At 36.8% G+C, this 25,114-nt stretch carries 26 protein-coding genes and 1 pseudogene; 4 read left to right on the top strand and 23 right to left on the bottom strand.

Going from position 1 to position 25,114, the window contains the following annotated elements:
- The 14 genes from F959_RS09885 to F959_RS09950 all read right to left on the bottom strand — a co-directional run bounded on the left by F959_RS09885 (position 1) and on the right by F959_RS09950 (position 10,577).
- Positions 1–447: a DUF6334 family protein gene (locus tag F959_RS09885; protein ID WP_004879713.1), complete on the bottom strand. Its 447-nt coding sequence runs from the start codon at positions 445–447 to the stop codon at positions 1–3.
- Positions 448–513: 66 nt separating this feature from the next.
- Positions 514–1,098 carry a uracil-DNA glycosylase family protein gene (locus F959_RS09890; protein ID WP_004879715.1) on the bottom strand — a complete coding sequence of 195 codons (585 nt, stop codon included), beginning with the start codon at positions 1,096–1,098 and terminating at the stop codon, positions 514–516.
- Between the two features lie 16 nt (positions 1,099–1,114).
- Complete coding sequence (locus tag F959_RS09895; RefSeq protein ID WP_004879716.1) at positions 1,115–1,813, bottom strand: histidine phosphatase family protein; 699 nt, start codon at positions 1,811–1,813, stop codon at positions 1,115–1,117.
- 228 nt (positions 1,814–2,041) lie between these two features.
- Entirely contained in the window at positions 2,042–2,914 is an 873-nt protein-coding gene (locus F959_RS09900; RefSeq protein ID WP_004879718.1) for an MBL fold metallo-hydrolase, read from the bottom strand.
- 10 nt (positions 2,915–2,924) lie between these two features.
- Positions 2,925–3,335 carry a DUF6691 family protein gene (locus tag F959_RS09905; protein ID WP_004879719.1) on the bottom strand — a complete coding sequence of 137 codons (411 nt, stop codon included), beginning with the start codon at positions 3,333–3,335 and terminating at the stop codon, positions 2,925–2,927.
- Positions 3,332–3,751, bottom strand: a complete 420-nt coding sequence (locus tag F959_RS09910; protein WP_035312535.1) for a YeeE/YedE family protein — start codon at positions 3,749–3,751, stop codon at positions 3,332–3,334. Before F959_RS09910 ends, F959_RS09905 begins: the two co-directional genes overlap by 4 nt.
- Before the next feature lie 82 nt (positions 3,752–3,833).
- Positions 3,834–4,580: an ATPase gene (locus tag F959_RS09915; RefSeq protein WP_004879724.1), complete on the bottom strand. Its 747-nt coding sequence runs from the start codon at positions 4,578–4,580 to the stop codon at positions 3,834–3,836.
- A 3-nt stretch (positions 4,581–4,583) separates the two neighbouring features.
- Positions 4,584–4,838, bottom strand: a complete 255-nt coding sequence (locus F959_RS09920) for a hypothetical protein (protein WP_004879727.1) — start codon at positions 4,836–4,838, stop codon at positions 4,584–4,586.
- Positions 4,839–4,915: 77 nt separating this feature from the next.
- Entirely contained in the window at positions 4,916–5,392 is a 477-nt protein-coding gene (locus F959_RS09925; RefSeq protein WP_004879729.1) for a DUF6438 domain-containing protein, read from the bottom strand.
- 140 nt (positions 5,393–5,532) lie between these two features.
- On the bottom strand, positions 5,533–6,234 hold the full coding sequence (gene ispD / locus F959_RS09930) for a 2-C-methyl-D-erythritol 4-phosphate cytidylyltransferase (RefSeq protein WP_004879731.1): 702 nt from the start codon (positions 6,232–6,234) through the stop codon (positions 5,533–5,535).
- Positions 6,218–6,589, bottom strand: a complete 372-nt coding sequence (ftsB, locus tag F959_RS09935) for a cell division protein FtsB (RefSeq protein WP_004879733.1) — start codon at positions 6,587–6,589, stop codon at positions 6,218–6,220. Before ftsB ends, ispD begins: the two co-directional genes overlap by 17 nt.
- Before the next feature lie 125 nt (positions 6,590–6,714).
- Positions 6,715–8,004, bottom strand: a complete 1,290-nt coding sequence (gene eno, locus F959_RS09940) for a phosphopyruvate hydratase (RefSeq protein WP_004879735.1) — start codon at positions 8,002–8,004, stop codon at positions 6,715–6,717.
- Between the two features lie 45 nt (positions 8,005–8,049).
- Positions 8,050–8,907, bottom strand: coding sequence for a 3-deoxy-8-phosphooctulonate synthase (gene kdsA / locus F959_RS09945; protein WP_004879736.1), 858 nt, complete (start codon positions 8,905–8,907; stop codon positions 8,050–8,052).
- A 32-nt stretch (positions 8,908–8,939) separates the two neighbouring features.
- Entirely contained in the window at positions 8,940–10,577 is a 1,638-nt protein-coding gene (locus F959_RS09950) for a CTP synthase (protein ID WP_004879737.1), read from the bottom strand.
- A 368-nt stretch (positions 10,578–10,945) separates the two neighbouring features.
- On the opposite strand from F959_RS09950, the gene F959_RS09955 reads away from it, so the two are divergent.
- Positions 10,946–11,383, top strand: coding sequence for a hypothetical protein (locus F959_RS09955; RefSeq protein ID WP_004879738.1), 438 nt, complete (start codon positions 10,946–10,948; stop codon positions 11,381–11,383).
- A 60-nt stretch (positions 11,384–11,443) separates the two neighbouring features.
- Here the strand turns inward: F959_RS09955 and F959_RS09960 are convergent, their stop codons facing one another.
- The 4 genes from F959_RS09960 to F959_RS09975 all read right to left on the bottom strand — a co-directional run bounded on the left by F959_RS09960 (position 11,444) and on the right by F959_RS09975 (position 15,817).
- Positions 11,444–12,532: a YheT family hydrolase gene (locus F959_RS09960; protein ID WP_004879739.1), complete on the bottom strand. Its 1,089-nt coding sequence runs from the start codon at positions 12,530–12,532 to the stop codon at positions 11,444–11,446.
- Between the two features lie 15 nt (positions 12,533–12,547).
- A complete protein-coding gene (locus F959_RS09965) occupies positions 12,548–13,267 on the bottom strand; it encodes an SGNH/GDSL hydrolase family protein (RefSeq protein WP_004879740.1) in 720 nt (239 codons plus the stop codon).
- A gap of 36 nt (positions 13,268–13,303) precedes the next feature.
- Complete coding sequence (locus F959_RS09970; protein WP_004879741.1) at positions 13,304–13,714, bottom strand: nuclear transport factor 2 family protein; 411 nt, start codon at positions 13,712–13,714, stop codon at positions 13,304–13,306.
- Positions 13,715–13,792: 78 nt separating this feature from the next.
- A complete protein-coding gene (locus tag F959_RS09975) occupies positions 13,793–15,817 on the bottom strand; it encodes an NADPH-dependent 2,4-dienoyl-CoA reductase (protein WP_004879744.1) in 2,025 nt (674 codons plus the stop codon).
- A 123-nt stretch (positions 15,818–15,940) separates the two neighbouring features.
- On the opposite strand from F959_RS09975, the gene F959_RS09980 reads away from it, so the two are divergent.
- Complete coding sequence (locus F959_RS09980) at positions 15,941–16,498, top strand: PadR family transcriptional regulator (RefSeq protein ID WP_004879746.1); 558 nt, start codon at positions 15,941–15,943, stop codon at positions 16,496–16,498.
- A gap of 2 nt (positions 16,499–16,500) precedes the next feature.
- The gene (locus F959_RS09985; protein ID WP_004879749.1) at positions 16,501–17,421 is read left to right on the top strand and encodes an alpha/beta fold hydrolase; all 921 of its coding nucleotides are present in this window, start codon (positions 16,501–16,503) and stop codon (positions 17,419–17,421) included.
- A gap of 51 nt (positions 17,422–17,472) precedes the next feature.
- Here F959_RS09985 and F959_RS09990 read toward each other — a convergent pair whose 3' ends face one another.
- Complete coding sequence (locus F959_RS09990) at positions 17,473–18,516, bottom strand: 3-deoxy-7-phosphoheptulonate synthase (RefSeq protein WP_004879751.1); 1,044 nt, start codon at positions 18,514–18,516, stop codon at positions 17,473–17,475.
- A 622-nt stretch (positions 18,517–19,138) separates the two neighbouring features.
- Here F959_RS09990 and F959_RS16660 point away from each other — a divergent pair.
- Positions 19,139–20,713: pseudogene (locus tag F959_RS16660) on the top strand (ATP-binding cassette domain-containing protein).
- 56 nt (positions 20,714–20,769) lie between these two features.
- On the opposite strand, the gene F959_RS10000 reads toward F959_RS16660, so the two are convergent.
- The 4 genes from F959_RS10000 to F959_RS10015 form a co-directional block, all read right to left on the bottom strand.
- The gene (locus F959_RS10000) at positions 20,770–21,132 is read right to left on the bottom strand and encodes a YnfA family protein (protein ID WP_004879759.1); all 363 of its coding nucleotides are present in this window, start codon (positions 21,130–21,132) and stop codon (positions 20,770–20,772) included.
- On the bottom strand, positions 21,132–23,417 hold the full coding sequence (gene clpA / locus F959_RS10005; protein WP_004879761.1) for an ATP-dependent Clp protease ATP-binding subunit ClpA: 2,286 nt from the start codon (positions 23,415–23,417) through the stop codon (positions 21,132–21,134). Before clpA ends, F959_RS10000 begins: the two co-directional genes overlap by 1 nt.
- A 453-nt stretch (positions 23,418–23,870) precedes the next feature.
- A complete protein-coding gene (gene clpS / locus F959_RS10010) occupies positions 23,871–24,287 on the bottom strand; it encodes an ATP-dependent Clp protease adapter ClpS (RefSeq protein ID WP_017196608.1) in 417 nt (138 codons plus the stop codon).
- A 21-nt stretch (positions 24,288–24,308) separates the two neighbouring features.
- Positions 24,309–25,058, bottom strand: coding sequence for a DUF6776 family protein (locus tag F959_RS10015; protein WP_004879765.1), 750 nt, complete (start codon positions 25,056–25,058; stop codon positions 24,309–24,311).
- Between the last annotated feature and the right edge of the window lie 56 nt (positions 25,059–25,114).

A 25,114-nucleotide genomic window follows, 5' to 3' on the forward strand; every position in this document is an offset into this window, starting at 1 on the left:
TTAAATTAGATATGTATCAATTCCTACCGAACTCAACTCATATTGTAGACCTGAAGCTAAAGAAATCAATGTGAGTGTTCCACAAAAAGGAGGAGTTCCACTAGTTAATATCCCACTAAATAATTTCAACTTAACTCCATCGGTGTAACCTCTTTCATTAATAATTGCAAACAATGATCCAATCTCTAAGCCTTTCAAATTAGAAAGGCTATTAAATTCTTTATACTCTTCAAAATTGATCTCTAATTTACTTTTAAGGATTAATTCAATTTCATCAAATTCTCGATTTACTTGAAAGACCCAAAGCTTAAAATCAACTTCAATCATTAATTGTTCTATAGAAAATGAGTTATCTTCACTATTTCCATCTCTATCTATATAAATATTATCGATCCTTCTGATACCACTTTCATTCTGTATAGCCTCAAAAACATTACTATGAATCATACTTATATTCCTTTTATTTTATAGTAGTAGCTTATAATCATGATTGGTCATTTTCATAACAACCAACTACACCAAACCAATTTGTCTAAAGAACTGCTGATAAGCTTCTGCTTTTTTCTCTAAAGCCAATGGATATGCACGCGATGAAGATGGTAAACGGTATAAATTAAGTTCACGACTTTCAAAATTCACTTGTACCGACTGACCAATCATGGGCTTATTACTCTGCTCAGGAAAATTTAGCATCAATGTATCGGTAGCTTTATCTCCTGTTGTCATAATGGTATGACATTTCGGAATCTGTTTAAGCAATTGAGTCAGGTTAGTTGGTGTAACGATCTCTAAGAATTTATCTGATGCATTACCTTGTAGACGTTTTACTTGGAACGCCGTATCAAATATCCCCACACCAATTTCAGTCAAAAATTCACGAATTTTTTGCTCTTGAAAGTTTTTATTGGCTAAATCTAAAAAATAATTTTTATCTTTAAAAAAGATTAAACCAAATATTCGCCACATGTCATTTTGGTAATTTGGATAATAAAAGTCCATTTTCCAACGACTTTGAGGTGGAGGAAAACTTCCCAACATTAACAACTTTGCATTGGAAGGCAAAAATGGCTTTAATGGATGTGTTTCTACTTCGATCAAAATCTTTAAACCTCAATTATAACCATGTCAAAAGATCGGGATTTTGGGACTTAATAAACTGATGTTCATTCATACTAAAAAGTTGTGGTTCATTATTTAACAGCTTTAAAGTTGTGATACTCGTATTCGCAATCGACCAACTTAATGCAAAAGTACGTTGTATATTTAACTCAAGTAATTTGCCTACAATCACTGAAATAACCCCAGCAGAAGTAAATACGATAGCTTCTTTTGCTTGTGTGTTTTGCAATTCAGTACATAAATTTTGTAATGCAACTTCTACACGAGTTTTGAATACAATCCATGACTCGTCATATTCATGATGATAGGATTCATCTGTCCAACGTTGTATCGCTTGATCGAAAATTTGTGCTAAATAAGTTCTTGGGTCTATTTCGTTATGAATCTCTTGTTTCAATAACTCTGGTTGCTCAAATTTAGGTTCATAACGTGAAAAAATTTGTTGATGATTAAACTCATTCCATAAAGCATTAGTTTGATAATCAGCCTGAGGAAAACACTCATTTAATGCGATTTGAGTCGTTTGTTGGTGACGTTTCATTGCTCCAGAAATAATCAGCGGCTGTTCTGTTATCGTTTTTTTAAAGTACTGCCCTAAGATTTTGGCTTGAGCTTCTCCATTTTCTGAAAGCTCATCATAATTTGTTTTGCCAAAAGAAGCTTGACCATGTCTGACTAAATAGATGGTGGTCATTAAATTACCTTATAATATTGCAAGTTCTAAAATGAGATGTATTTGTAGCATAGCTTTTTTATTGAATACAAAGATTTTTTGTTTAAGTTCTTATATTTTGGTTTCTTAATAATGAGATTTATATTTGTTCTTTCTATTTAACAGGTATCTAAAATTACAACTTAATTTTACTTAGGCTATTTTAGAAATATAAAAATGCCATTCCGCAAAATGACATTTATTAAAAAATTAGTGCTTAAAATAGTTAAAAGGCAGTTTCAGATAACGAATACCATTCGGTTCGGGTTCAGGAAAACGACCAGCATCCATATTGATTTGAATGGATGGCAAAATCAATTTTGGCATGGATAGCGTCGCATCTCTAGCATTACGCATACGAACAAAATCTTGCTTTTGAGTATTCACATTAATATGAATATTTGTCTGTTTTTGCGCTGCAATGCTGGTTTCAGATTGATATTCATTTCGTCCGATCGGCTTATAGTCATGGCACAAGAAAACTCGCATCTGGTCAGGTAATTGATAAAGCTTATGCACTGACTCAAATAAAATATCCGCACTGCCCTTCGGAAAATCACAACGTGCAGTTCCATAATCGGGCATAAACAACGTATCACCAACAAAAACTGCATCACCAATGACATAACTTAGACACGCAGGCGTATGTCCTGGCGTCGGAATGTTATACGCATCTAGATCACCAATTTTAAAATGCTCATGATCTTTAAAAAGATAGTCAAATGTTTGATGGCTATTCAACGTTTTAATATCAATATTATAAATTGCGCTAAATGTTTCTTGAACAATACTAATCTTTTCGCTCATGGCAATCTTTCCACCAAGTTGCGATTTTAGATATTGAGATGCTGTGAGATGATCCGCATGGACATGTGTTTCTAAAATCCACTCAGTTTTAAGCTGATTCTCTCGGATAAACTTAATAATATGATCAGCGCTGTGTGTCGATGTTGAAGCTGATGCTGGATCATAATCCAACACACTATCGATAATGGCGCATTGTAATGTCTGTGGATCACTGACCACATAGCTAAAAGTATTGGTGTTTTCATCAAAGAAAGCTTTAACTTGAGGATGTTGCATGTTTACGCTCCTATCGTTCAGCCCACAAACGGTGAATAAAAATACCCAGTAACATTGAAGCGATAAAATACCAAGCTTCAGAATAACCTAAACCAATTAAAGTAATTGCTGGTGCTGGACAGATCCCAGCAATTCCCCAACCTACACCAAATATGACTGCTCCTAAAATCAACTTTTTGTCGATTTGGGTATTTGTAGGTAAAGAAATTTTTTCACCAAACAAGGTTTTAGGATTACGGATTGCTTTTTGGAATGGAATGATCGCGATTGCAATTGCGCCAATCATCACAAACATTAAACTAATATCCCACTGACCGAAAATATCTAAAAATCCTAGAACTTTTTCTGGATTCGACATGCCCGAGATCATTAAACCTAGAGCAAATAAGCTACCAAAGATAAAAGCGAATACATTTTTCATATTACCGCTCCTAAAACATGACGAATCACATACACAGTCACAATGCCAGCAAGCATAAATGTCATCGTTGCAATCACTGAGCGTATTGATAGACGACTCATACCACAGATACCATGCCCACTGGTACAGCCTGAACCTAAACGTGTACCAAAGCCAACTAAAAGACCTGCGATGATCAAGCTAAATGGAGCTGCATTAATCTTAATTTCAGGTTGTACAAACAATCCATACAAAAATGGCGTGAGAAATAACCCAAGCAAGAACCACAATGCTGGATTCGCTAAAAGTGATTTTGGTTGTAATACTTGTGCGAGTAGACCGCTAATACCCGCAATCCGGCCGTTTACATAGAGGTAGCCTACGACTGCGATTCCGAGGATTCCACCACCGATTAAAGCTGAGATGACGCTAGACATTTGCTTTGCCCAATACATTATATATTTTTATAATATATTATTAAGTATAATCATTAAAGCTATTTATTCATTTTGATACAAATTATTCAAACTCTGAAAGAACTTTATCTGCAAACCATATTGGAAATTCAGTAACCACTTGATTTAATCTTAAGATTTCAGCATGTTCTATTTCAGCTAAAAAGGCAGCTTTTTGTCCATCCGATGAATTATCAAATAAAAATGCTCGGTCTGTAACTTCTACCGCCTGCATAAGTAAATCCATACTTCTAAAATATCGATCACGAATTTTCTGTTCTGGTACAGGGTGCCCGCCTGTGCTTACTCGATATTTAACTCGAGCAATATTAATCTCAGGATCTACAGTAGAGACAAAATATAAGTATGTTTTGAATCCTTGAGCTTGTGCTTCTTTCAAGAACTCGACTTTACTGATATGAGACATCACGGTCTCAAAAGTAAAGCTTATTTTTAATCTTAGAAACTCTAAACGAATAAAATCAATAATTCGAGCCGCTAAATATGAATCAACATCTTGATGAGCAAAACGTATTTTCTTTTCACTTATTTGCTGAGGTTCTTGACTAAGTAAAGCAAATGTATTGTGGTTTAATTTTTTCTTCTTACTTCGTAAAAACTCAAGCAGTTTTAGTGGCTCAAGGTGATTATGATAGCTCTCTAAATCTAAAACTTGTGTTTGATTTAAGACTTTTTCTAATTCATCTGCATTTAAATATGCCCCGATATGTCGGGGCAATAAATAGTCTTTTATTGTACTTTTACCAGAACCATTTGGCCCAGCAAACATACGAATACGAGGTTGACGCATTTATTATATAAAAGCCTGTTTTCTCTTACGCTTAAGTACTTTTTGAGTTGCTGTAATCGACGTATATGCCGCAGAAATATCTTTAATCACATTAATCTTACCAGAAGGTAACTTCTCAATTAATTGATGATCTTTTGCGAAAACGACAGTAGAAGATTCACTAGCTTGCTTAAAAGCATCACGAAATGCTTGAACAGCAAGATTTGGAAGATTATCTTCTTCTTGCATTGTCATTTGCATGTTTGTAAAAGCTGTCATTTGTGAATCCTCCGCATTATTGCGTTGTATCGTTATACTAACATAACTGCGAATTTTGTCTAATTTTACAGCATCAGTTAACGTACTAAATCTTCAATTCCAATCAATGTCGGTAATTTCTCAATTAACTTATTTAACTCAGCATTTGCTGGAGAAATACAACCTTGATAATGGCTTAAACGCGTAACAGTACCATCTGGGCGTTTCCACCAAAAATAAGCACTAGGTTGATCAGTAGCAGTTTGCACACAACCTGTTGTTTTGACATTCGCACCAGTTTCAGGACGATATGTCTTAAGTTCCTGTTGGAGCTTTTTATAAACAGAAGGATCAACTGTAAGATCTTGAGTACCAATAACTTTCGTATATTGCTTACCATCAAAGTGCACAGCCCCAGATGGCGAAACCTCTACAGAATAAATTGGGCAAGCGCCAAAACAAGGACTAGAAGAATAACGTATAGTTTCTTGCATGGTATCTTGTGGTTGGTCGGGTGTCGTTGCACAGCCGACTAAAGAAAATGTAAAAAGACCTGCAAGTAATAATTTTTTCATTTGTTGATCCGTTATAAAGTATGTTCTTCAAATTTAACAAATAGTGAAATAGTTGTCATTTATATTGATGTTAAAAGCTTTAATTTTCAACTTATTTATCTGAGATACTATGGTTGATATGACCTGTATTTACGCTTTAACTATGGATTTTGCGACTGAAGAATTAAACGAGCAAGCTCTAAATCATCACTATAAGTAATTTTAATATTATCAGAACGACCTTGTACAACTTGTACGGGTTCATTTACATATTCAAGAGCGCTTGCTTCATCAGTAATTAAAACATTGTCTGCCAAAGCAGTTTCAATTGCAGATTTTAATGTTTTTAATTTAGCCATTTGAGGCGTTTGAGCTTGCCATAGCAAGTCACGGCTTACGGTCTTTGCAATCAGATTATTGCTTTGAACCAATTTCAAAGTATCACGAACAGGTATTGCTAAAATAGAACTTTGATCTGCATTAATCGCAGATACAACCAATTGCTCTAAATTCTGCTGAGTTATGCAAGGTCTTGCTGCATCATGAACAAGCACCCAATCATCATCTGCCGCTATTTCAGATAAATAGATTAAAGCATTTAAAACCGAGTGGACACGCTCCTTTCCACCTAAACAAAAATGTATTTTGTTTTGATTTTGAAAAGAGAGCGTTTTTGCAAAATTGTCTTGTTCGCCTATAGCAAGCACGCAACCAGCTAAATCAAGAGAGTTAAGGCGATTAACTGTATGTTCAAGTACAGTCTGATCCTGAATATATTGGTATTGCTTTAATTCTGTTTTAGAAAAACGACTGCCAGAACCTGCTGCTGGTACAACCGCCCACAGTTTAGTCTGGATTTTCATTCGTCGCTGTATCTACTTTTGCATTTGGATCAATATAAATTGGCTTGTAATGCGTGCTAATTGTGCTCATTTGAACAAAAGTTTCATTAGGTTTAACTAAACCTAAATCAAGACGAGCATGTTCTTCAATTGCTTCTGTGCCATTTTTTAAGTCAAAAACTTCGGCCGCTAAAATACGATTTCGCTCTTTAAGCTCAGTATTTATTTCTGATTGTTGGGTAATTTGCTGTGTAAGCGCTTGGTGAGCAAGATAGCCTCCCTCACCAAACCAAAATTGGTACTGTAAGCTTGTAACCAATGCGATTACAAGCAACAGAATCAACTTACTTGAAGTAGATCGAAACATCTCTATCATGAAAAACTCTCTACATCTTTCTCAAAGGAAGATTATCCGCAAATTCTATAGGATTATGAATTTGCAGAGTTTCTCTCTTTTGTAAAGAAAGATGATCAAAAGTATTCAACATAGATAAACTGACCTTATTTTAGACCTTTGAATTCAGCTTTACCGCGGTAAGCTGCTTTCGTTAATTCTTCAATACGAAGCAATTGGTTATATTTCGCAACACGGTCAGAACGGCAAAGTGAACCAGTCTTAATTTGACCCGCTGCTGTACCAACAGCTAAATCAGCAATTGTTGAATCTTCTGTCTCACCAGAACGATGAGAGATTACAGTTGAATAACCATTTGCTTTAGCAAGGTAAATTGCATCTAAGGTTTCGCTTAATGTACCAATTTGGTTGTATTTGATAAGGATAGAGTTACCTACTTTCTCATCAATACCACGTTGTAAAATCTTAGGATTCGTCACGAATAAATCGTCACCAACCAATTGGATTTTATCGCCAAGAATTGATGTTAAGTAGCTCCAACCTTCCCAATCAGACTCATCAAGACCATCTTCAATTGAGATAATAGGATACTGATTTACAAGCCCAGCTAAATAATCAGCAAATTGATGGCTTGTAAATGCACGGTTACCTTCACCCTCTAAAACGTACTGGCCATTTTTATAGAATTCTGAAGATGCGCAGTCTAAAGCAAGCATCATATCTGAACCAGCTTTATAACCAGTCAACTCAATCGCTTGAAGAATAACTTGAATGGCTTCTTCGTTAGAACGTAAGTTCGGTGCGAAGCCACCTTCATCACCAACTGCAGTATTTAAACCTTGTTTTTTAAGTACAGATTTCAAAGCATGGAAAACTTCTGCACCTGAGCGTAATGCTTCAGCAAATGAAGTAAAACCTACAGGCTCAATCATGAACTCTTGAATATCAACAGTGTTATCAGCATGTTCACCACCATTTAAGATGTTCATCATTGGAACAGGCATAGTCAAAGTTGTTTGACCACGTAAGTTTGCAATGTATTGGAACAATGGAAGTTTTTGTTCAGATGCCGCAGCACGAGCAGCAGCCAAAGATACTGCTAAAGTTGCATTTGCACCTAATTTCTCTTTGTTTTCAGTACCATCCAATGCAATCATTTTGTCATCAAGCAATTTTTGCTCAAAAACATTTTGACCAACAAGTAATTCATGAATTGAACTATTTACATTTTGAACAGCAGTACGAACGCCTTTACCTAGGTAACGAGATTTATCTCCGTCACGAAGTTCTAAAGCTTCACGAGAACCAGTTGAAGCACCAGATGGTGCACATGCACGACCAACAACACCAGATTCTAAAATTACGTCTGCTTCGATGGTTGGGTTACCACGAGAATCCAAAATTTCGCGTGCACGAATGTCAACGATTTGGCTCATGAACAATTCCTCTGTTGATTGAATAACAAGATGCAAATAGCTGCATCAATGAGTGTCTAACTTTTTGAATCCTTTAACTAAAGTATCCAATTCTTTTAATTGTGCCAAGAAAGGCTCAAGCTGTGATAAGCGTAAAGCACAAGGCCCATCACATTTCGCTTTTTCAGGATCTGGATGTGCTTCTAAGAACAAACCAGCAAGTCCAGTCGCCATACCAGCACGGGCTAAAGTCGTAATTTGAGCACGACGACCACCTGCTGAATCAGCACGACCACCTGGTGTTTGTAATGCATGAGTCACATCAAAGAATACAGGAACATTCATTTCTTTCATGATATCGAAGCCGAGCATATCAACCACTAAGTTGTTATAACCAAATGCTGAGCCACGCTCACAAAGGATAAGCTTGTCATTTCCAGCCTCTAAACATTTATGCAAGATATGACGCATTTCATGTGGAGCTAAAAATTGTGCTTTTTTAATATTGATGATGGCTTGAGTTTTCGCCATTGCTTCAACTAAATCAGTCTGACGACTTAGAAATGCTGGAAGCTGAATAATGTCAGCTACCTCAGCAACTGGAGCTGCTTGATATGGTTCATGTACATCAGTAATGATTGGAACATTAAATTGTTTTTTAATATCCGCAAGCCATTCAATCCCTTTTTCTAAACCCGGTCCACGGAAAGAAGTTAAGCTTGAACGGTTCGCTTTATCAAAACTTGCCTTGAACACGTAAGGGATTTCTAAGCGTTTGCAAATATCAATATAAGTTTCAGCAATTTCAAATGCTAAATCTTTTGACTCTAGTACGTTCATTCCGCCAAATAATACAAATGGCAAATGATTTGCCATTTGTATATCGCCTAAACGTACAACTTCTTGTGGTTTTAATTGTGACATTTAAACTTTCCCAGTTTATTTAAAGAACTGCCTTATTTACCTTGTTTGTGCTGTTTTTTTGCAGCATCAATGAAACCAGCAAATAATGGATGTCCATCTCGTGGTGAACTTGTAAATTCTGGATGGAATTGTACAGCAATAAACCAAGGATGTTCAGGAATTTCTACAGTTTCAACTAAATGTTGTACTGAAGAATAACCTGAAATTTTCATACCCGCTTCTTCAAGCGTAGGAATGAAACGATCATTCATTTCATAACGATGGCGATGGCGTTCAGTAATTTCAGCTTTACCATAAACTTCGCGTGTTTTCGTGCCTTCAACAAGTTCAGACTTTTGAGCACCTAAACGCATCGTTCCGCCTAAGTCTGATTCAAGACTACGCTGTTGTAATTCGCCACGCTCATCTAACCATTCAGTAATTAAGCCAATTAATGGAGACTTTGTAGAACGATTAAACTCAGTAGAACTTGCTTCTAGAATACCAGCAACATTACGAGCATATTCAATTACAGCCAATTGCATGCCTAAACAAATACCTAAGAAAGGAATCTTGTTTTCACGAGCAAATTGAATCGCACGCATTTTCCCTTCGGTACCACGCTCACCGAAACCGCCCGGTACAAGAATTGCATCAGCCGTACTCAAAACATTGATGTCTTGTTGTTCTAGATCTTCAGCATTGACGTAGTCAATTTGAACTTTAACGCGATTTTGAATACCTGCATGTAACAGCGCTTCATTTACAGATTTATATGCATCTGGCAATTCAACGTATTTACCAACCATCGCAACGCGAACGGTATATTCAGGATTTAATAATGCTTCTACCACATTGTCCCAATCTTCAAGATTTGCTTCAGGAAGATCATTAAAACCAAAACGCTCACAAATTAAATCGTCAACCTTTTGTTCGGAGAAGTTACGAGGAATTTGATAAATTGTTTTTGCATCTTTACATACAACAACTGCACGCGCTTCAACATTCGTAAACAATGCAATTTTACGTTTTGTATCAGCATCTACATCATATTCTGTACGGCAGATTAAAATGTCTGGTTGAATACCAATAGAAAGGAGTTCTTTCACAGAATGTTGTGTAGGTTTAGTTTTTAACTCAGCCGCAGATTTAATATATGGCAATAAAGTTAAATGCATAAGCATCGTACGCTTATGGCCAAGCTCAACCATTAACTGACGTACGGATTCCATAAATGGAAGTGATTCAATATCACCTACAGTACCACCAATCTCTACGATCGCAACGTCATAACCTTCACCAGCGCGAAGTACACGTTCTTTAATATTATCTGTGATATGTGGAATAACTTGAACAGTTCCACCAAGATAGTCACCACGACGTTCTTTATTTAAAACGTCTTGATATACACGACCACTTGTAAAGTTATTCAACTTAGTCATTTTTGCACGACGTAAGAAACGTTCGTAATATCCCAAATCTAAGTCAGTTTCAGCACCATCCTCTGTGACGAAAACTTCACCGTGCTGAAATGGGCTCATGGTACCTGGATCGACATTAATGTATGGATCCATTTTTACCATAGTGACTTTTAAGCCACGAGCTTCCAAAAGTGCAGCAACAGAAGCAGCAGAAATACCTTTACCTAGTGATGAAACAACACCACCAGTGACAAAAATAAAATGGGTCATTGAGTTTCTCGTACAATCGAGCCGAAATCGGCCTACAATGTTGGGCAATTTTACTGTACTCTGCCCCTATAAAGCAAAGTCAAACCGCATCAATTCAAAGAACTATAAACAACTGGTTATTCTATCAGCATTTTCGATAAAAATTTATGGGATTTGTGGAATTTTCATACTTAATTTACTTTTCTCTAACCCAAAATACTGAATCTGTCAGAAAATAACCTATGAAATGAACTATTCGAAGCTTCTTTAGAAAAGAAAATTGGTTAAGCGTTTATAAAATATCAACAAACTGAATAATGATCAGTGATTCACTCTAATAATTTTACTGCTATAATTCCGCTGTCCTAATTTAATATGTTGTTTTGGCAATGGCGAATAAAAAACTTTTAATTTGTGCAGCACTTGCGGCAGGTCTTTTATTAACTGCTTGTGTGAAAAAAGAAGAACCTAAAAACGAAGAGCAGCAAGAACAGACGACTGAGACTCAAGAAACGCAACAACCTGAACCAGAAAAAGCTCAAGAGTTTCAACCTTTAGAAAGCGCAGATACACAAGAATCTCCTGCTCCTGTAATTGAAACAACTCGTGAAGAAACTGAAAACACAACGACTGAAATTCGTCGTGAAACTCGTCCAGCACAAACTTCTAATGACACAGCTACTCAAGAAACTCCACGTACTGAACAGCCAAAACCAGCCAAAGTAGAACAACCTGTAAAAACTCAAAGCTCTACTGGTCCATCTCAAACTGAAGATGATGCTGTAGCAGCTGCTATTGCGGCAGCAACACCTGCTTTAAATAATTAATCTATTCATTAGATTGAAAAGCCAGTTGCCTCCAACTGGCTTTTTTATTCACTCATTCTCTTAACTTGTACTTTTAAAGAAGTCTGCAATTAAACGCGAAGCCCAAGATTTAGCACTAAAGCTTTCGTAAAAACCACAATGACTGCCTTTTTTCGTCGTTACAACCGCAATATTATCCATCTGCTGAATCGCATCTTTATAAGGTTCTAAATTTTTAATTGAACACACAGGATCATCTTCAGCATTTAGAATCATCAACGGAATTTTGATATTCTCAAAAACATAGATTGGATTTATAGCTTGGCAATAACTCTGATAATCTTGATATCCCGCCATTTCAAAATAAACTTTTTCAAATTCCTCTAAATTCGTAGTTGCAAGTACTTTCTCAATCGAAGAAACCTGATTCCAAATATCTTGATAGGGTTGAATAAAATATTTGAATAATTTTTTAGTCATCATTTTGCTATAAAACGGATGAACATTTTTAAATCCAATTTCTGTGTTGTAGCCTGGACACATGGCAAAAGCAGCTTTGAATGGTGTGTCACAGCCTTGTTCTCCCAAGTACCGAACCAATAATCCAGTTCCCGCAGAAGAGCCAACCGCATATAGTTCTGTTTGAGGGAATAAACTTTGAATATACTGTAACTGTTCCCGAAGATCACTCGTCGATCCAAACAAGGAAATACGCGGGACAGGCATAGGTAAACCTGCATGACCACGGCGCAAACAGAGTGCGATGCGCCATCCTGTATATTCATGTAAATCTTTGACAAGCTCACGCATACTTTCAGGTGTTCCCGTAATTGTATGCATGATCACCACTGTTGGAGTCTCTGCTGGTAAATCATATCCATACCAAGCTATAGCAGTGATTCCTCCATCTTGCATCGTCAGTTGGTCAACGCGATCATACTCAAGTTTTATAGTTTTCTTTCTAATCACATCAAAATAAAGTAAATGAAGATGGGTATTACTCAACCACGGCGTTGGGCGATATTTTTCTCGTAACTGGGGTAGCTTTTCGAGTGTATTTTTAATTTTTCCTTTTGGGTCATAATACATTTTGGGTTGTTCAGCACCAACAACTGCATCAAATAATTCTGAACCTAATACTTTAATTTTATTTAAAGCTGAAATACCCATATCCGCTCACTACCTTTAACGATAAGTAAATGTTTCTCGCACTAAAAATGCGACTTTTTGCCCCCAAATTGCGTAAATTTCTTTACTCGGATGAAAACCATCACTTGCCATAGGCAAATTTAATGCCTGAAACTCTTTTATATCATATTGGATAAATTTAAAGTTATCTTGCAGCATCAACCATTGTTGTAATACTTGGTTCATTTGCGCTGCATATTTTCCAAACAACCATGCCAAAGGATTAGGCAAAGCAGGAAAATGTTGCATTGGTGGCACACCAGACACAATGATTAATTTTGGTTTAAAGCGGTTTTGTATATCTGCAAACAATTGTTTTTGTTGTTTTAACCATGATCTCGCTGAAGTGAATTTCGTAACATCATTCACTCCTATTGATGTAATGACAATATCGTACTGCTGATCACTTATTTGTTTAGCTGCCTGAATCACTTGTTGTGTCGTATTGCCTGTTTGCGCTTGTAACTTCCACGTCAAAGTAAATTCATTGCCAAGTTCTGTAATAATCGCACCAGATAAAGCATCTTGTTGCGTTTCTACCCCAACACCTGCTGCGGCAGAATCACCAAGTATTAGCAATGAAAGCGGTTTTCCACTGCCGATTACTCCATCTCTTTCACCAGTTGCTTCTGGAAGATGTGGCGTATTTTTACGGACTTTGATTCCTTGTATAGCAACAATAGGAAGTAACGCAAATGTCGTAATTTTTAACCACATCTTCAAACCTCAATTTACTTAGGCTATTTGGTGTTTTTATGCATCCACTTGATATTGAGCAAATCGAGCGCCCATTTGCTCTGCAAGAGCAGCCAATCCACTCATTGGACGAATCATCACTTCAAAATCAATAATTTTACCTTGTTCATTAAATTTGATCATATCGATCCCCTTTAATGACTTACCACTGACATTGGCACTAAACTCAAGCACCACATTTTCACCGTCTTCAGTATAGAACTCACGGTGATAGGTAAAATCCTGAAACACCTGAATCACATTTGTGAGAATAAAGAAAACAACATGTTTCCCTTCATAAGGCTTATATGCGACTGGTGAACGGAACACGACATCTTCTGCTAATAAATCATTTAGGCTTGTCAAATCACGAGTATTAATCATCTCATGCCATTGTTCTAAAGAATGTTTCGTTGTTGCGAGTGTCATTGTTATATTCCTTTTTAAATTATGCTGTGATTTATATATTTAAGGGCATTCCTCTTTGGAGGAATGCCCTTAATTGAGTTATACGACTGCTGCTAATTCTGCACCTTGGCGAATCGCACGTTTTGCATCTAGCTCACCCGCTTCTTTCGCACCACCGATCAGATGTACATTCTTCCCATCTGCTTTAAGTTGGTCGTACATTGCTGTATATGATTCTTGTCCTGCACAAATCACGACATTATCTACTTCAAGTATGTGTGTTTGGCCGTCAACCGTAATATGCAAACCTTGATCATCAACTTTGTCATAGCTAGCGCCTGCAATCATTTTCACATCACGATGTTTCAAGCCAGTGCGATGAATCCAACCCGTCGTTTTACCTAAACTAGCACCAACCGCAGCGGTTTTGCGCTGTAAAAGGTAAATTTCACGCTCTGATTTTTCAAGCTCAGCTGGTTTTAACCCACCCACATTTTCATATGATGTATCAATACCCCATTCATCATAGAATTTTTGTGGATTCAAGCTACCACTATCGCCTTCATGCGTTAAGTATTCTGCTGTATCGAAACCAATACCACCCGCACCAATAATTGCGACACGCTTACCTACAGGCATACGTTCTCTTAAAACTTGGATATAGCTCAATACTTTTGGATGATCAATACCTTCAAACTGTAATTGGCGAGGCGTGACACCTGTCGCAACAACGATGTCATCATAGTTTGCTTGACTCAACTCTTCATAAGTCGCTGTGTGATTCAGTACGAGCTCAATATTTGGTTGTAATTCAATTTGACGTTTGAAGTAACGTAAAGTCTCATAGAATTCTTCTTTACCAGGAATCGTTTTCGCAATGTTAAATTGGCCACCAATCTGATTGCTTGAATCAAATACTTTTACCTTATGACCACGACTTGCAGCGTAAGTTGCAAAGCTCAAACCAGCTGGTCCCGCACCAATCACCGCAATATTTTTTGCTGTGTTTGCTTCTTTAAAAATAAGCTCAGTTTCATAACATGCGCGCGGATTCACTAAACAAGTTGCAATTTTCATAGAGAAAATATGATCTAAACATGCTTGGTTGCAACCAATACATGTATTGATTTCATCACTACGGCCTTCACTAGCTTTTAATACAAATTCAGCATCTGCTAACATTGGGCGTGCCATTGAAATCATATCCGCATGGCCAGATGCCAATACATGTTCAGCCATTTCTGGTGTATTAATGCGGTTAGAAGTAATCAGTGGAATCGAAACCGTTCCTTTTAGCTTCTCAGTCACCCAAGTAAATGCTGCACGAGGCACTTTAGTCGCAATAGTTGGGATACGTGCTTCATGCCAGCCAATCCCCGTGTTAATGATCGTAGCACCTGCTTTTTCGATTTCTTTAGCGAGTTGAATGACTTCTTCTAAACTTGAACCACCTTCAACCAAGTCAAGCATGGATAGACGATAAATTATAATGAAGTTCTCACCAACTAATGCGCGTGTACGCTTTACAATTTCAATCGGAAAACGAATACGGTTTTCATAGCTACCACCCCACTCATCATCACGGTGATTGGTACGTGCAGCAATAAATTCATTAATTAGATAGCCTTCTGAACCCATGATTTCGACACCATCATAGCCAGCGTATTGAGCAAGCTTGGCACAGTTAGCAAAATCATCAATTGTTTGTTGTACTTCCGCTGAACTTAACGCTTTAGGTTTTATTGGGTTAATTGGTGCTTGGATAGCAGATGGTGCAACGTTATTTGCTTGATAAGAATAACGCCCTGTATGCAGGATTTGCATTGCGATTTTACCACCAGCGTCATGTACCGCCTTGGTAATCACTTTATGTTTTTCAGCTTCCTCGATCGAATCTAATTTTGTACCGTGCGAAAAAACAACGCCATCATCATTTGGAGAAACACCGCCCGTTACAATTAAACCCACATCACCTTTTGCACGTTCAGCATAAAATGCTGCCATACGATCATATCCTTGCGGTGCTTCTTCTAAACCAATATGCATAGACCCCATAAGCACGCGGTTTTTTAAAGTCGTAAAGCCTAAATCAAGTGGCTTTAATAAATGTGGGTAAGCTGACATGTTTTCTCCTTTGGCTAGCAATCTGCTTGCTAATGCAACTTGTTGCATAAAGTTATAAACAAGATTTGATTTTTATGCAACATATTGCATAATTCTAATGAGTCATTTTTATTACGGAATATTATGTCACTTGCCCATGTTTTATTGACAAGCTTATTAGAAAAGCCAAGTACTGGTTTTGAATTAGCTCGTCGCTTTGACCGTTCAATGGGCTTCTTTTGGAATGCGACTCATCAGCAAATCTATCGTGAACTCAATGGGATGCTGAAAAAAGGATGGATTTCTACACTAGAAGAACAAGCTGCGAATAGCCGAAAAAAGACCTATCAAGTCGAACAACTCGGCAGAATACAACTCGCTTCATGGATTGAACAACAAAGTGAACCTGCGCAACTGCGCGATGACCTTATGGTTAGATTAAGAGCTGAAGCTCAACTCGGTGGTAACAATATTTTACCTGAACTTGAGCGTCACCTTGAGCTACATAAGGAAAAATTAAGCTTATACCAAGCAATTCATGATAAAGATTTTAAAAATCATGAACCGACTAATCGTATCCTTTTTATCCATAAAATGATTCTTGAACTCGGTATCATTAAAGAAAATGAATGGATAAAATGGTTAGAACAAATGATTCCTCAATTAAAGAAATTTGAGCAATCAGACAAAACTGGAGAATAATAATGCCGTTTTATACTATGCCTGACCAAGAAAAACTTTTTGTACGTCGTGTTGGCGAAGGTGAACCTGTACTCGTATTGTCAGGACTTGGTATGCATAGTTGGCAATGGCTACCTTTCCTATTTGCAAATCGTAAGCAATACGAGTTTATTATTCCCGATTGGCGTGGTTTTGGTGGCTCAAAGAACTGCGCTATTCCTGAAATGGATGCCATTTCAAGCCATTGGAATGATATAGATGCATTGATCAAGCAATTGAAACTAGATCAATTCATCTTAATGGGCTATTCCATGGGCGCAACGACGGCAATGCATGGTATGAAGCATGGTGATCTAGCAAATAAATTAAAAGCCTATTTACACATTGACCAAACACCCAAAATTGCAGTTGATGATTCTTGGCAATATGGTTTATTTGGACAAAAACAACCTCAATTTAAAAAGCTGCTCCTCGATATACAAACGCTTCTGCTCAATTATAAATACGCTCAGAAGTTAGAGGATTTGCCAGATGATATCCGCTATAAGCTAGTAAGTTTATGGGCTGGATTCATTGAGTTTCAGAGCAGCAACAGTTACAGCCCTAAGATTTTCAAACTCGCATTACATCGCCCATTCTTACAAAAGTATTTACTACCAATTCAACGCCTAGATTACTTGCTTTGGTATGTAGAGAACTATTTAAATCACGATGAAGATTATCGTGAAGCAATCAGTCATGTTGATTGCCCAACGACTTTCTTTATTGGTCGTGAATCTACGCTTTACCCTGAAACAGGACAAACATTGATTGCGAACTCGTTAAGCAATGCAACAGCCGTTTACTTTGAGCGTTCAGGGCACACACCTCTAATTACAGAACCAAGAAAATTCAGCCAAGAAATTGGACATTTCCTTAATGCTCAGTCCAAACATGCCGCCTAAATCAACATAGATATAAAAAAGCCAATCTCAATGATTGGCTTTTTTATACTTTTATACTTTTGATCTCATCTGCTCAGCAATATCCAATAAAGCTTGTGCTGTTTTATCCCAGCCTAAGCAGCCATCAGTTACAGATTGACCATAGGTCATATCACATGAAATCTTTTGATTTCCATCTACTAAATGACTTTCTATCATTACACCACGAACTTTTGACTCCGCACGCTCGTCGATGATTTGTTGCAAAACTTGTGGTTGTAATAACGGATCTTTACCGCTATTTCCATGACTACAGTCAATCACCAAAGCAGGTAAATGTTTATGTTTGAAATGCATCGCCTGAATTGAGGCTAAATCATAATTTGTTCCGTGATTTGAACCACGCAAAATTAAATGCGGTAATGGATTACCATTGCTATGTAGGATCGCAGGTAAACCTTGTTGTGTCATACCTAAAAATTGATGTCCATTTAATGCTGACTGAATCGCATCTAAAGCAATTTGAATAGAACCATCTGTACCATTTTTGAAGCCGATACTGTACGGCATATGACTCGCAATCTCACGATGAATCTGAGACTCACTCGTTCTCGCACCAATAGCCCCCCAAGCTAATAGGTCATCAAAATAACCTGTTGCCATAGGGCTAAGAATTTCACTCGCAATCGGCAAGCCTTTCTCAATAAGTTGTAAATAAAGTTGACGTGATTTTTCTAAACCAAGTTGTAAATCTGATGATCCATCTAAATCAGGATCGTATAAAAAACCTTTCCAACCTACCGTGGTACGTGGTTTTTCAATATATGCACGCATCACGAGGAAAATTTGATCTTTCACTTGCTCTTGTAATTTTTGTAGGCGATCTGCATATTCAAGCACTGCAACTGGATCATGTATTGAACACGGCCCTGTTATCACCATTAAACGATGATCATGTCCTGATAAAATGTTTTGAATCGTTTGACGATGTTTTGAAATTTGCTGCACTAAAGTGGCAGACAAGGGATACTGCGCTTTGAGTTGTGATGGCAAGCTAAGCATTGATTCTTTTGAATGAGTTTCTGGTTGTGTCAAAGCAGTATTTAAAGCGTTCATTATTCATTTCCTTTGGACTGACCTTTTTCGCAGTCCAGGTCATTTATTTGAGCAATAGGGATCTAAGCAATAATTGATGTTGGCTAAAGTAGAACCAATAAAAGCTGCTAAAATATGACTTATTAAATTTATACATGGTATTTCTCCTAAAGTAATGATTGTTAGAGCATAAAAAAACCTGATCGGTGTTGCCGATCAGGTATTAACTGGCTGGGCAACCTTTCCGATGCCCGAAACGCGTCAGGCAACTAAATATATTGCCAAAAATAAAAGTATGCGTTTGTGTTTACAGTATGCTTTAACATGTTTATTTCAAATATCTAAAAAACTGTTCCTAAGTATTAAACTACGCACTATTTTCTCGTTTGACAAGCACTTTTTATATTTTTTTAAACATAACTTCAAAATAAGAAAAATTGACCTGTCAACATTTTACTCATAAAATAGCGTAAAAATACACCAATTTGAGATTACGCCAATGAAGTAAGTTCTATTTTTTAACATCAAATACCCTTTCTTTTTTGATGTGCAAAATAGGCTTATCTATCTTTTAGTAGTTTCTATTCTAAGAACTTATTCTTATTATTCTATTTTGCATATCCTGTTTTTATGAGGTTTTCTTATGACCCAACAGGCATGTATTATTTCCAACTTAACGCTTGATTTTCCACAACAAAAAATTTTTGACAACATTTCTTTCCAATTACCTTTAAATTCATTTTCAGGCCTAGTTGGAAAAAATGGACAAGGTAAATCATTGCTGATGTCTATATTACATCATCAAAAGAAAACTGAATTTGCCTATTCTGGTCAAATCTTGTGGCAATGCCCTCATCAACATCTCACTCAACTACAGCGAATTAAAGAAAGCACAATTGCTCAAGCTTTAAATATTCATGAATTATATTTTTGTTTTGAACGTATAAAGCAAGGTATTGCTTCATTTGCAGATTATGATCAAGTTGAAAATCTCTGGCATTTACCTGCTCATTGGCAACAATTGCTAGAAAGTGCAAATTTACCTATTGATCTTGATACTCGTATTCAAGATTTGAGTGAAGGACAAAAAACCAAACTGGCACTATGCCGTTTATTTCTTCTTAAAGATCATTATTTACTTTTAGATGAACCAAGCAATCTTTTAGATACTCAAGGGCGTAACTGGTTAATTGATCAAATGAGTCAACACCTAACTGGCGGGCTAATTATTAGCCATGATCGACAACTCTTAGATCAGATACAGGGTATTTTTGTTCTGAATCAGCTAGGTTTACACTACTACAGTGGGAACTATTCACATTATCAGCAACAACATCACATACAAGTTGAAGCACTATCAAAGGCTGTACATCAAGAAAAAAGAGAAATTAGAGCGCTTAAATAACAGCAACATCAAAACCAAATGAAAGCACAAAAACGGAAAAAAACAGGTGAAAAATTAAGGGCCTCAGGCTCCCAAGCGCCTATCTTATTAGATGCAAAAAAAGAACAAGCTGAGCAATCGCTTTCTCATTTACGCAACCAGCAAATCAAGCGACTAGCAGATGCAAAAGATAACTTAATGAAAAAACAATCTCAACTTGAACATTTAAAATCACAGTCTTTTGAGTTTAACCATATCACCGAAAAAACAGGAGAAATCTTACGTTGCCAAGATTTAACACTTGCTTTTAATCTTTCTATATCAATCAATTTTGTAATGAATGCTTCAGAAAAAATTCATATACAAGGTGAAAATGGAATCGGTAAATCTACCTTATTGAAGACAATTCAAGGTCTTATTAAGCCTCATGATGGCAAGATGTACTGTAATGTACAAACAGCTTATCTCGATCAAAACTTATCTTTTTTAGCTAGTGAAATTTCTGCAACAGAATATTTAAAGACTATCAATGCAAATCTAACAGAACAGCAAATACGAACATCGCTTGGCAACATGAAAATTCGTAGAGACAAAGCACTCATACCATTAAAAAATTTAAGTGGTGGAGAACGCTTAAAAGTCGCTTTACTGGCTTTAAAATTTCAGCATGTGGAGCTTCTACTTTTAGATGAACCTGAAAATCATCTGGATATTGAATCTAGAGAGTTATTAGCACACGCAATTAAGCACTTTAATGGCTCTGTACTACTGGTATCACACGATGATTCATTTGTTGACGCATGTGAAATCACGAATTCATATCATTTAAAATAGTTTTTAATTGAATAATGAAGCATTACGCTTAGCATTAAGTAGTCATGCTTCATAAACTAACGAACTAAGCCCTGAGGTTGCAGAATAATAAGACTTGCACCGACCAATACAATTAAACCACCTAAAATATCCCAACGTGTCAGAATCACCTGATCGACATAACGTAACCATAGCAGTGCAGTAAAAATATATATTCCACCATAAGCAGCATATATCCTTCCAGATGCCGCTGGATGCAATGTCAGCAACCAAACAAATACCGTTAAGCTAAGTGCTGTTGGTATCCACAACCAATGAGATTTTCCTTGATTCAAGATTAAGTAAGGAAAATAGCATCCCAAGATTTCTGCAATAGCCGTTAAAATAAATAACCCGAATACACTCAGTACTCGGGTTATAGAAAATGTAAACTCTAACATTAAGCTGGTTCAGCACTTGGATTTATATGATCCTCAAATACTTCAAGTTTCAATCCAACCTCTTTGCCATCTTCTTTTTTCACAGAAACAGCAACATTACCACCATGCTCTGCCAGTTCACCAAATAAGATCATTTCAGCAAGCGGTTTTTTCAAATGCTCTTGAATTAAACGCTGCATTGGACGAGCACCCATTAGGCGATCATATCCATTTGCAGACAACCAATCACGCGCACTTTGATCCACATCAAGCACAACTTGTTTTTCATCTAATTGTGCTTGTAACTCTGTTAAGAATTTATCAACTACTGATTCAATCACAGTAGTAGGAAGTGATTTAAATTGAATCACGCCATCCAAACGGTTACGGAACTCTGGAGCAAATGCTCGCTTCATCGCATCTTGATTATCAGCACTATGATCTTGTTCAGTAAAACCAATACTTGCACGAGAAATACTTTCTGCACCAATATTAGTTGTTAAAACAATAATCACATTTCTAAAATCAGACTTACGACCATTATTGTCTGTTAACGCACCATGATCCATGACTTGTAATAAAAGATTGAATACATCAGGATGTGCCTTTTCAATCTCATCAAGTAATAAAACACAATGTGGATTCTTATGAATTGCATCAGTGAGCAATCCACCTTGATCATATCCAACATAACCAGGAGGCGCACCGATCAAGCGAGAAACAGCGTGGCGCTCCATATATTCAGACATATCAAAACGGACAAACTCAACACCAAGTAACTTAGCAAGCTGTTTCGTCACCTCTGTTTTACCAACACCAGTTGGGCCTGCAAATACAAAACTACCCACTGGTTTATCAGGCGCTTTAAGTCCTGCACGAGATAATTTAATTGCTGACGCAAGTGCTGTAATCGCCTCATCTTGCCCAAAGACAACACGTTTCAAATCACGTTCTAAATTCTCAAGCACAGTCTTGTCATCTTTAGACACTGTTTTTGGAGGAATACGAGCAATCTTAGAAACAATATCTTCGATGTTTTCAACAGAAATTGTTGAGCCATCTACTTCTGCTTTTAAACGGCGTTGTGCACCAGCTTCATCAATAACATCGATTGCTTTGTCTGGTAAAAAGCGATCATGAATAAATTTAGCCGATAACTCTACTGCTGCAACTAAAGCTTTATCGTCGTATTCCACATGATGAAAATCTTCAAACTTACTTTTCAAGCCACGTAAAATTTCAATCGTTTCACCAATGCTTGGTTCATTTACATCAATTTTTTGAAAACGACGTGATAAAGCATGGTCTTTCTCAAATACCTGACGATATTCTTGGAAAGTAGTTGAACCAATACAACGTAAAGTACCATTTGCTAAGGCTGGTTTAATTAGATTCGATGCATCCATAGTACTACCCATGCTCGAACCAGCACCGATAATCATATGAATTTCATCAATGAATAAAATAGCATTCGGATTCTTTTTCAAAGCATTTAATAACTGTTTTAAACGCTTCTCAAAGTCACCACGATATTTTGTTCCTGCGACTAACGCACCGATGTCTAAACTATAAACTTCAGCATTTGCTAGAGGCTTAGGTGCTTTGCCATTAACGATTAGCCAAGCTAAACCCTCAGCGATTGATGTTTTACCTACACCCGGATCACCTACTAACAGCGGGTTGTTTTTGCGGCGACGACATAGAATTTGTGCTGCCCGCTCAATTTCTTTTTCACGACCAATTAAAGGATCTGTTTTGCCCTTTTGCGCTTCGATATTTAAGTTCAGTGTATATTGCTCAAGTGGTCCAGCATTTGCTGAAGCTGCACTTTCACCTTCAATATCTTCTACTTCTTCTTCAACTTGAATCTCATCTTTACGTGTGCCGTGAGATAAATATTGAGTCAAAGTTAAGCGATTAATTTGATGACGTTTAAGTAAATAAACCGCGAAAGAATCTCTTTCAGAATACATCGCAACAAGTACATCTGCACCTTCAACTGTACGATCACCACCACTTGATTGAACATGAAAAATTGCACGTTGCAAAATGCGATCAAAGCTCTCTGTTGGATGTGGAGCTTGTTCACTATTATCACCAAGTTTTGGGGTATGTTGCTCTACATATTCCTCTAATTCTTTACGTAAAGTAACGATATCAGCACCACATGCTTTTAGTGCATTTACGGCTGAATCATTATCAAGTAAAGCAAGCAACAAATGTTCAACTGTCAGAAACTCATGTCTCTTTTGACGAGCCATGCTAACAGCCAAACGTAACGATACTTCTAATTGACGACTGAGCATGTAACCCCCTTATATCTTGGGCTTTCTCAAAAAAGATGAATCTTTCTATCAAAAGCTAATTATTGACTTGATCCGCTTGAGCTTTTGTAATCGTTATAAATTACCCGTCTACAAGTCTCTTTGCTTCATATTCTACAGTTAGCATTAGTTGAGTATCTTGGTCAAGTTTCAAAACAAAGTATTGTTGTAAAAATTCAATTACAAAGGGGATAAAACCAGCAAATCGATTAAAAATAAAACAAATCTCTTATTTTTGAATAAATGACTACTACCCATCCAAATGCTTTAAATATTGAATAATTTTAGGCTCACCTATTATTCAATTTAATTACTTTTGCCTGACTTATCAAAACTAGATTAAAGGCTCGCCTTACACGACTAAAAGTGTTTTTTTCTTGTGCTCGGACAAAGCGTTGCTTTCTTAAGTTTCATATTCAAATTTCATTTGAATATTCACTCACCCCGCTCAGGTTCGATTTGACACAATAAAGGATGACCTTGTGCACGTGCATAATTATTTACTTGATTAGCTTTTGTCTCTGCAATATCTCTTGGATATATACCAGCTGTTCCTTTGCCTTCATAATGAACCGTTAACATCACTTGACTTGCTTGATCCAAATCCATCGAAAAATAACTTTGTAATACTTCAATAACGAAATCCATTGGTGTGTAGTCGTCATTTAATAGAACAACTGCATATAAAGGAGGTCGTTTTAATTCAGGAGGGGCTGTTTGGACAACCACCTCGCCCTCATGATCATCTTGCGAATCACTTAATCGTGGATTCAAGTGCCAATCTACATAACCTGATTGATGAAAAGAATTTTTCACTTCACTTAAATTCATTTGACGTTTGTATCTTCGCATATTCAATTCTTAATCTATAAATTATTGAGCGTTAGCTTCGGCTTGTGGGATTTCAGACACGAATGCTGAACTTACATCAACAGGTTTACCACGCTGCCAACTGAAACGTTTAATCACTGGTGTTCCGTAACCAGTTAAACGAACTTCAATAAACTGAGGAGTAAAACCTTTAGGCATAGTCCAACGACCTGTCAAACGCTCAAAATCGTCAAAATTAAAGTTCTTATCTTCTAATGGTACAACCAAAACTTCAGAATCTTTAATTAAACGCAACTCAACAGAGCCGACAGCACGACGTTTGTTTGGACTAACTTGTATAAGATCAATTTGATATTCAAAAGCATTTTCAGGCAGTGATTTGATACCTAAATTCTGCACAGTTAGGCTGACACCACCACGCTGTCTTAACGTCTCACGATAAATGGCATTCATCGTCTCGAATTGAGCTTTATCAGCATTTGCTTGATTAATACCTTTGAATAGCTCATCAGCATTATCTACAGCCATATCACGTTCTTGTACAGCAGAATTCAGACTTTTAGTCATCGAATCTAATGCTGTTTTTTGTTTCTGAACGACATCAACCAATTGTTCAGCATCAGCGTCATAACCAACAACAGTTAAACCTTGACGATGACCAACAGTATAACCTAATACAAAGCTACTACCGATTAGCAAAGTTGCAGCTATAATCAAAGGTAAATTCGCTTTTATGAATTTGTTTTTTTTAACGGAACTGTCTGGTGAAACAGTCGGTTCATCGTTTTCCATCATCATCTCTATCGTTATGATCTACATCAAAGCACACATTTAAATCCAAATTTAAA

The organism is Acinetobacter venetianus RAG-1 = CIP 110063 (assembly GCF_000368585.1).
Lineage (GTDB): Bacteria > Pseudomonadota > Gammaproteobacteria > Pseudomonadales > Moraxellaceae > Acinetobacter > Acinetobacter venetianus.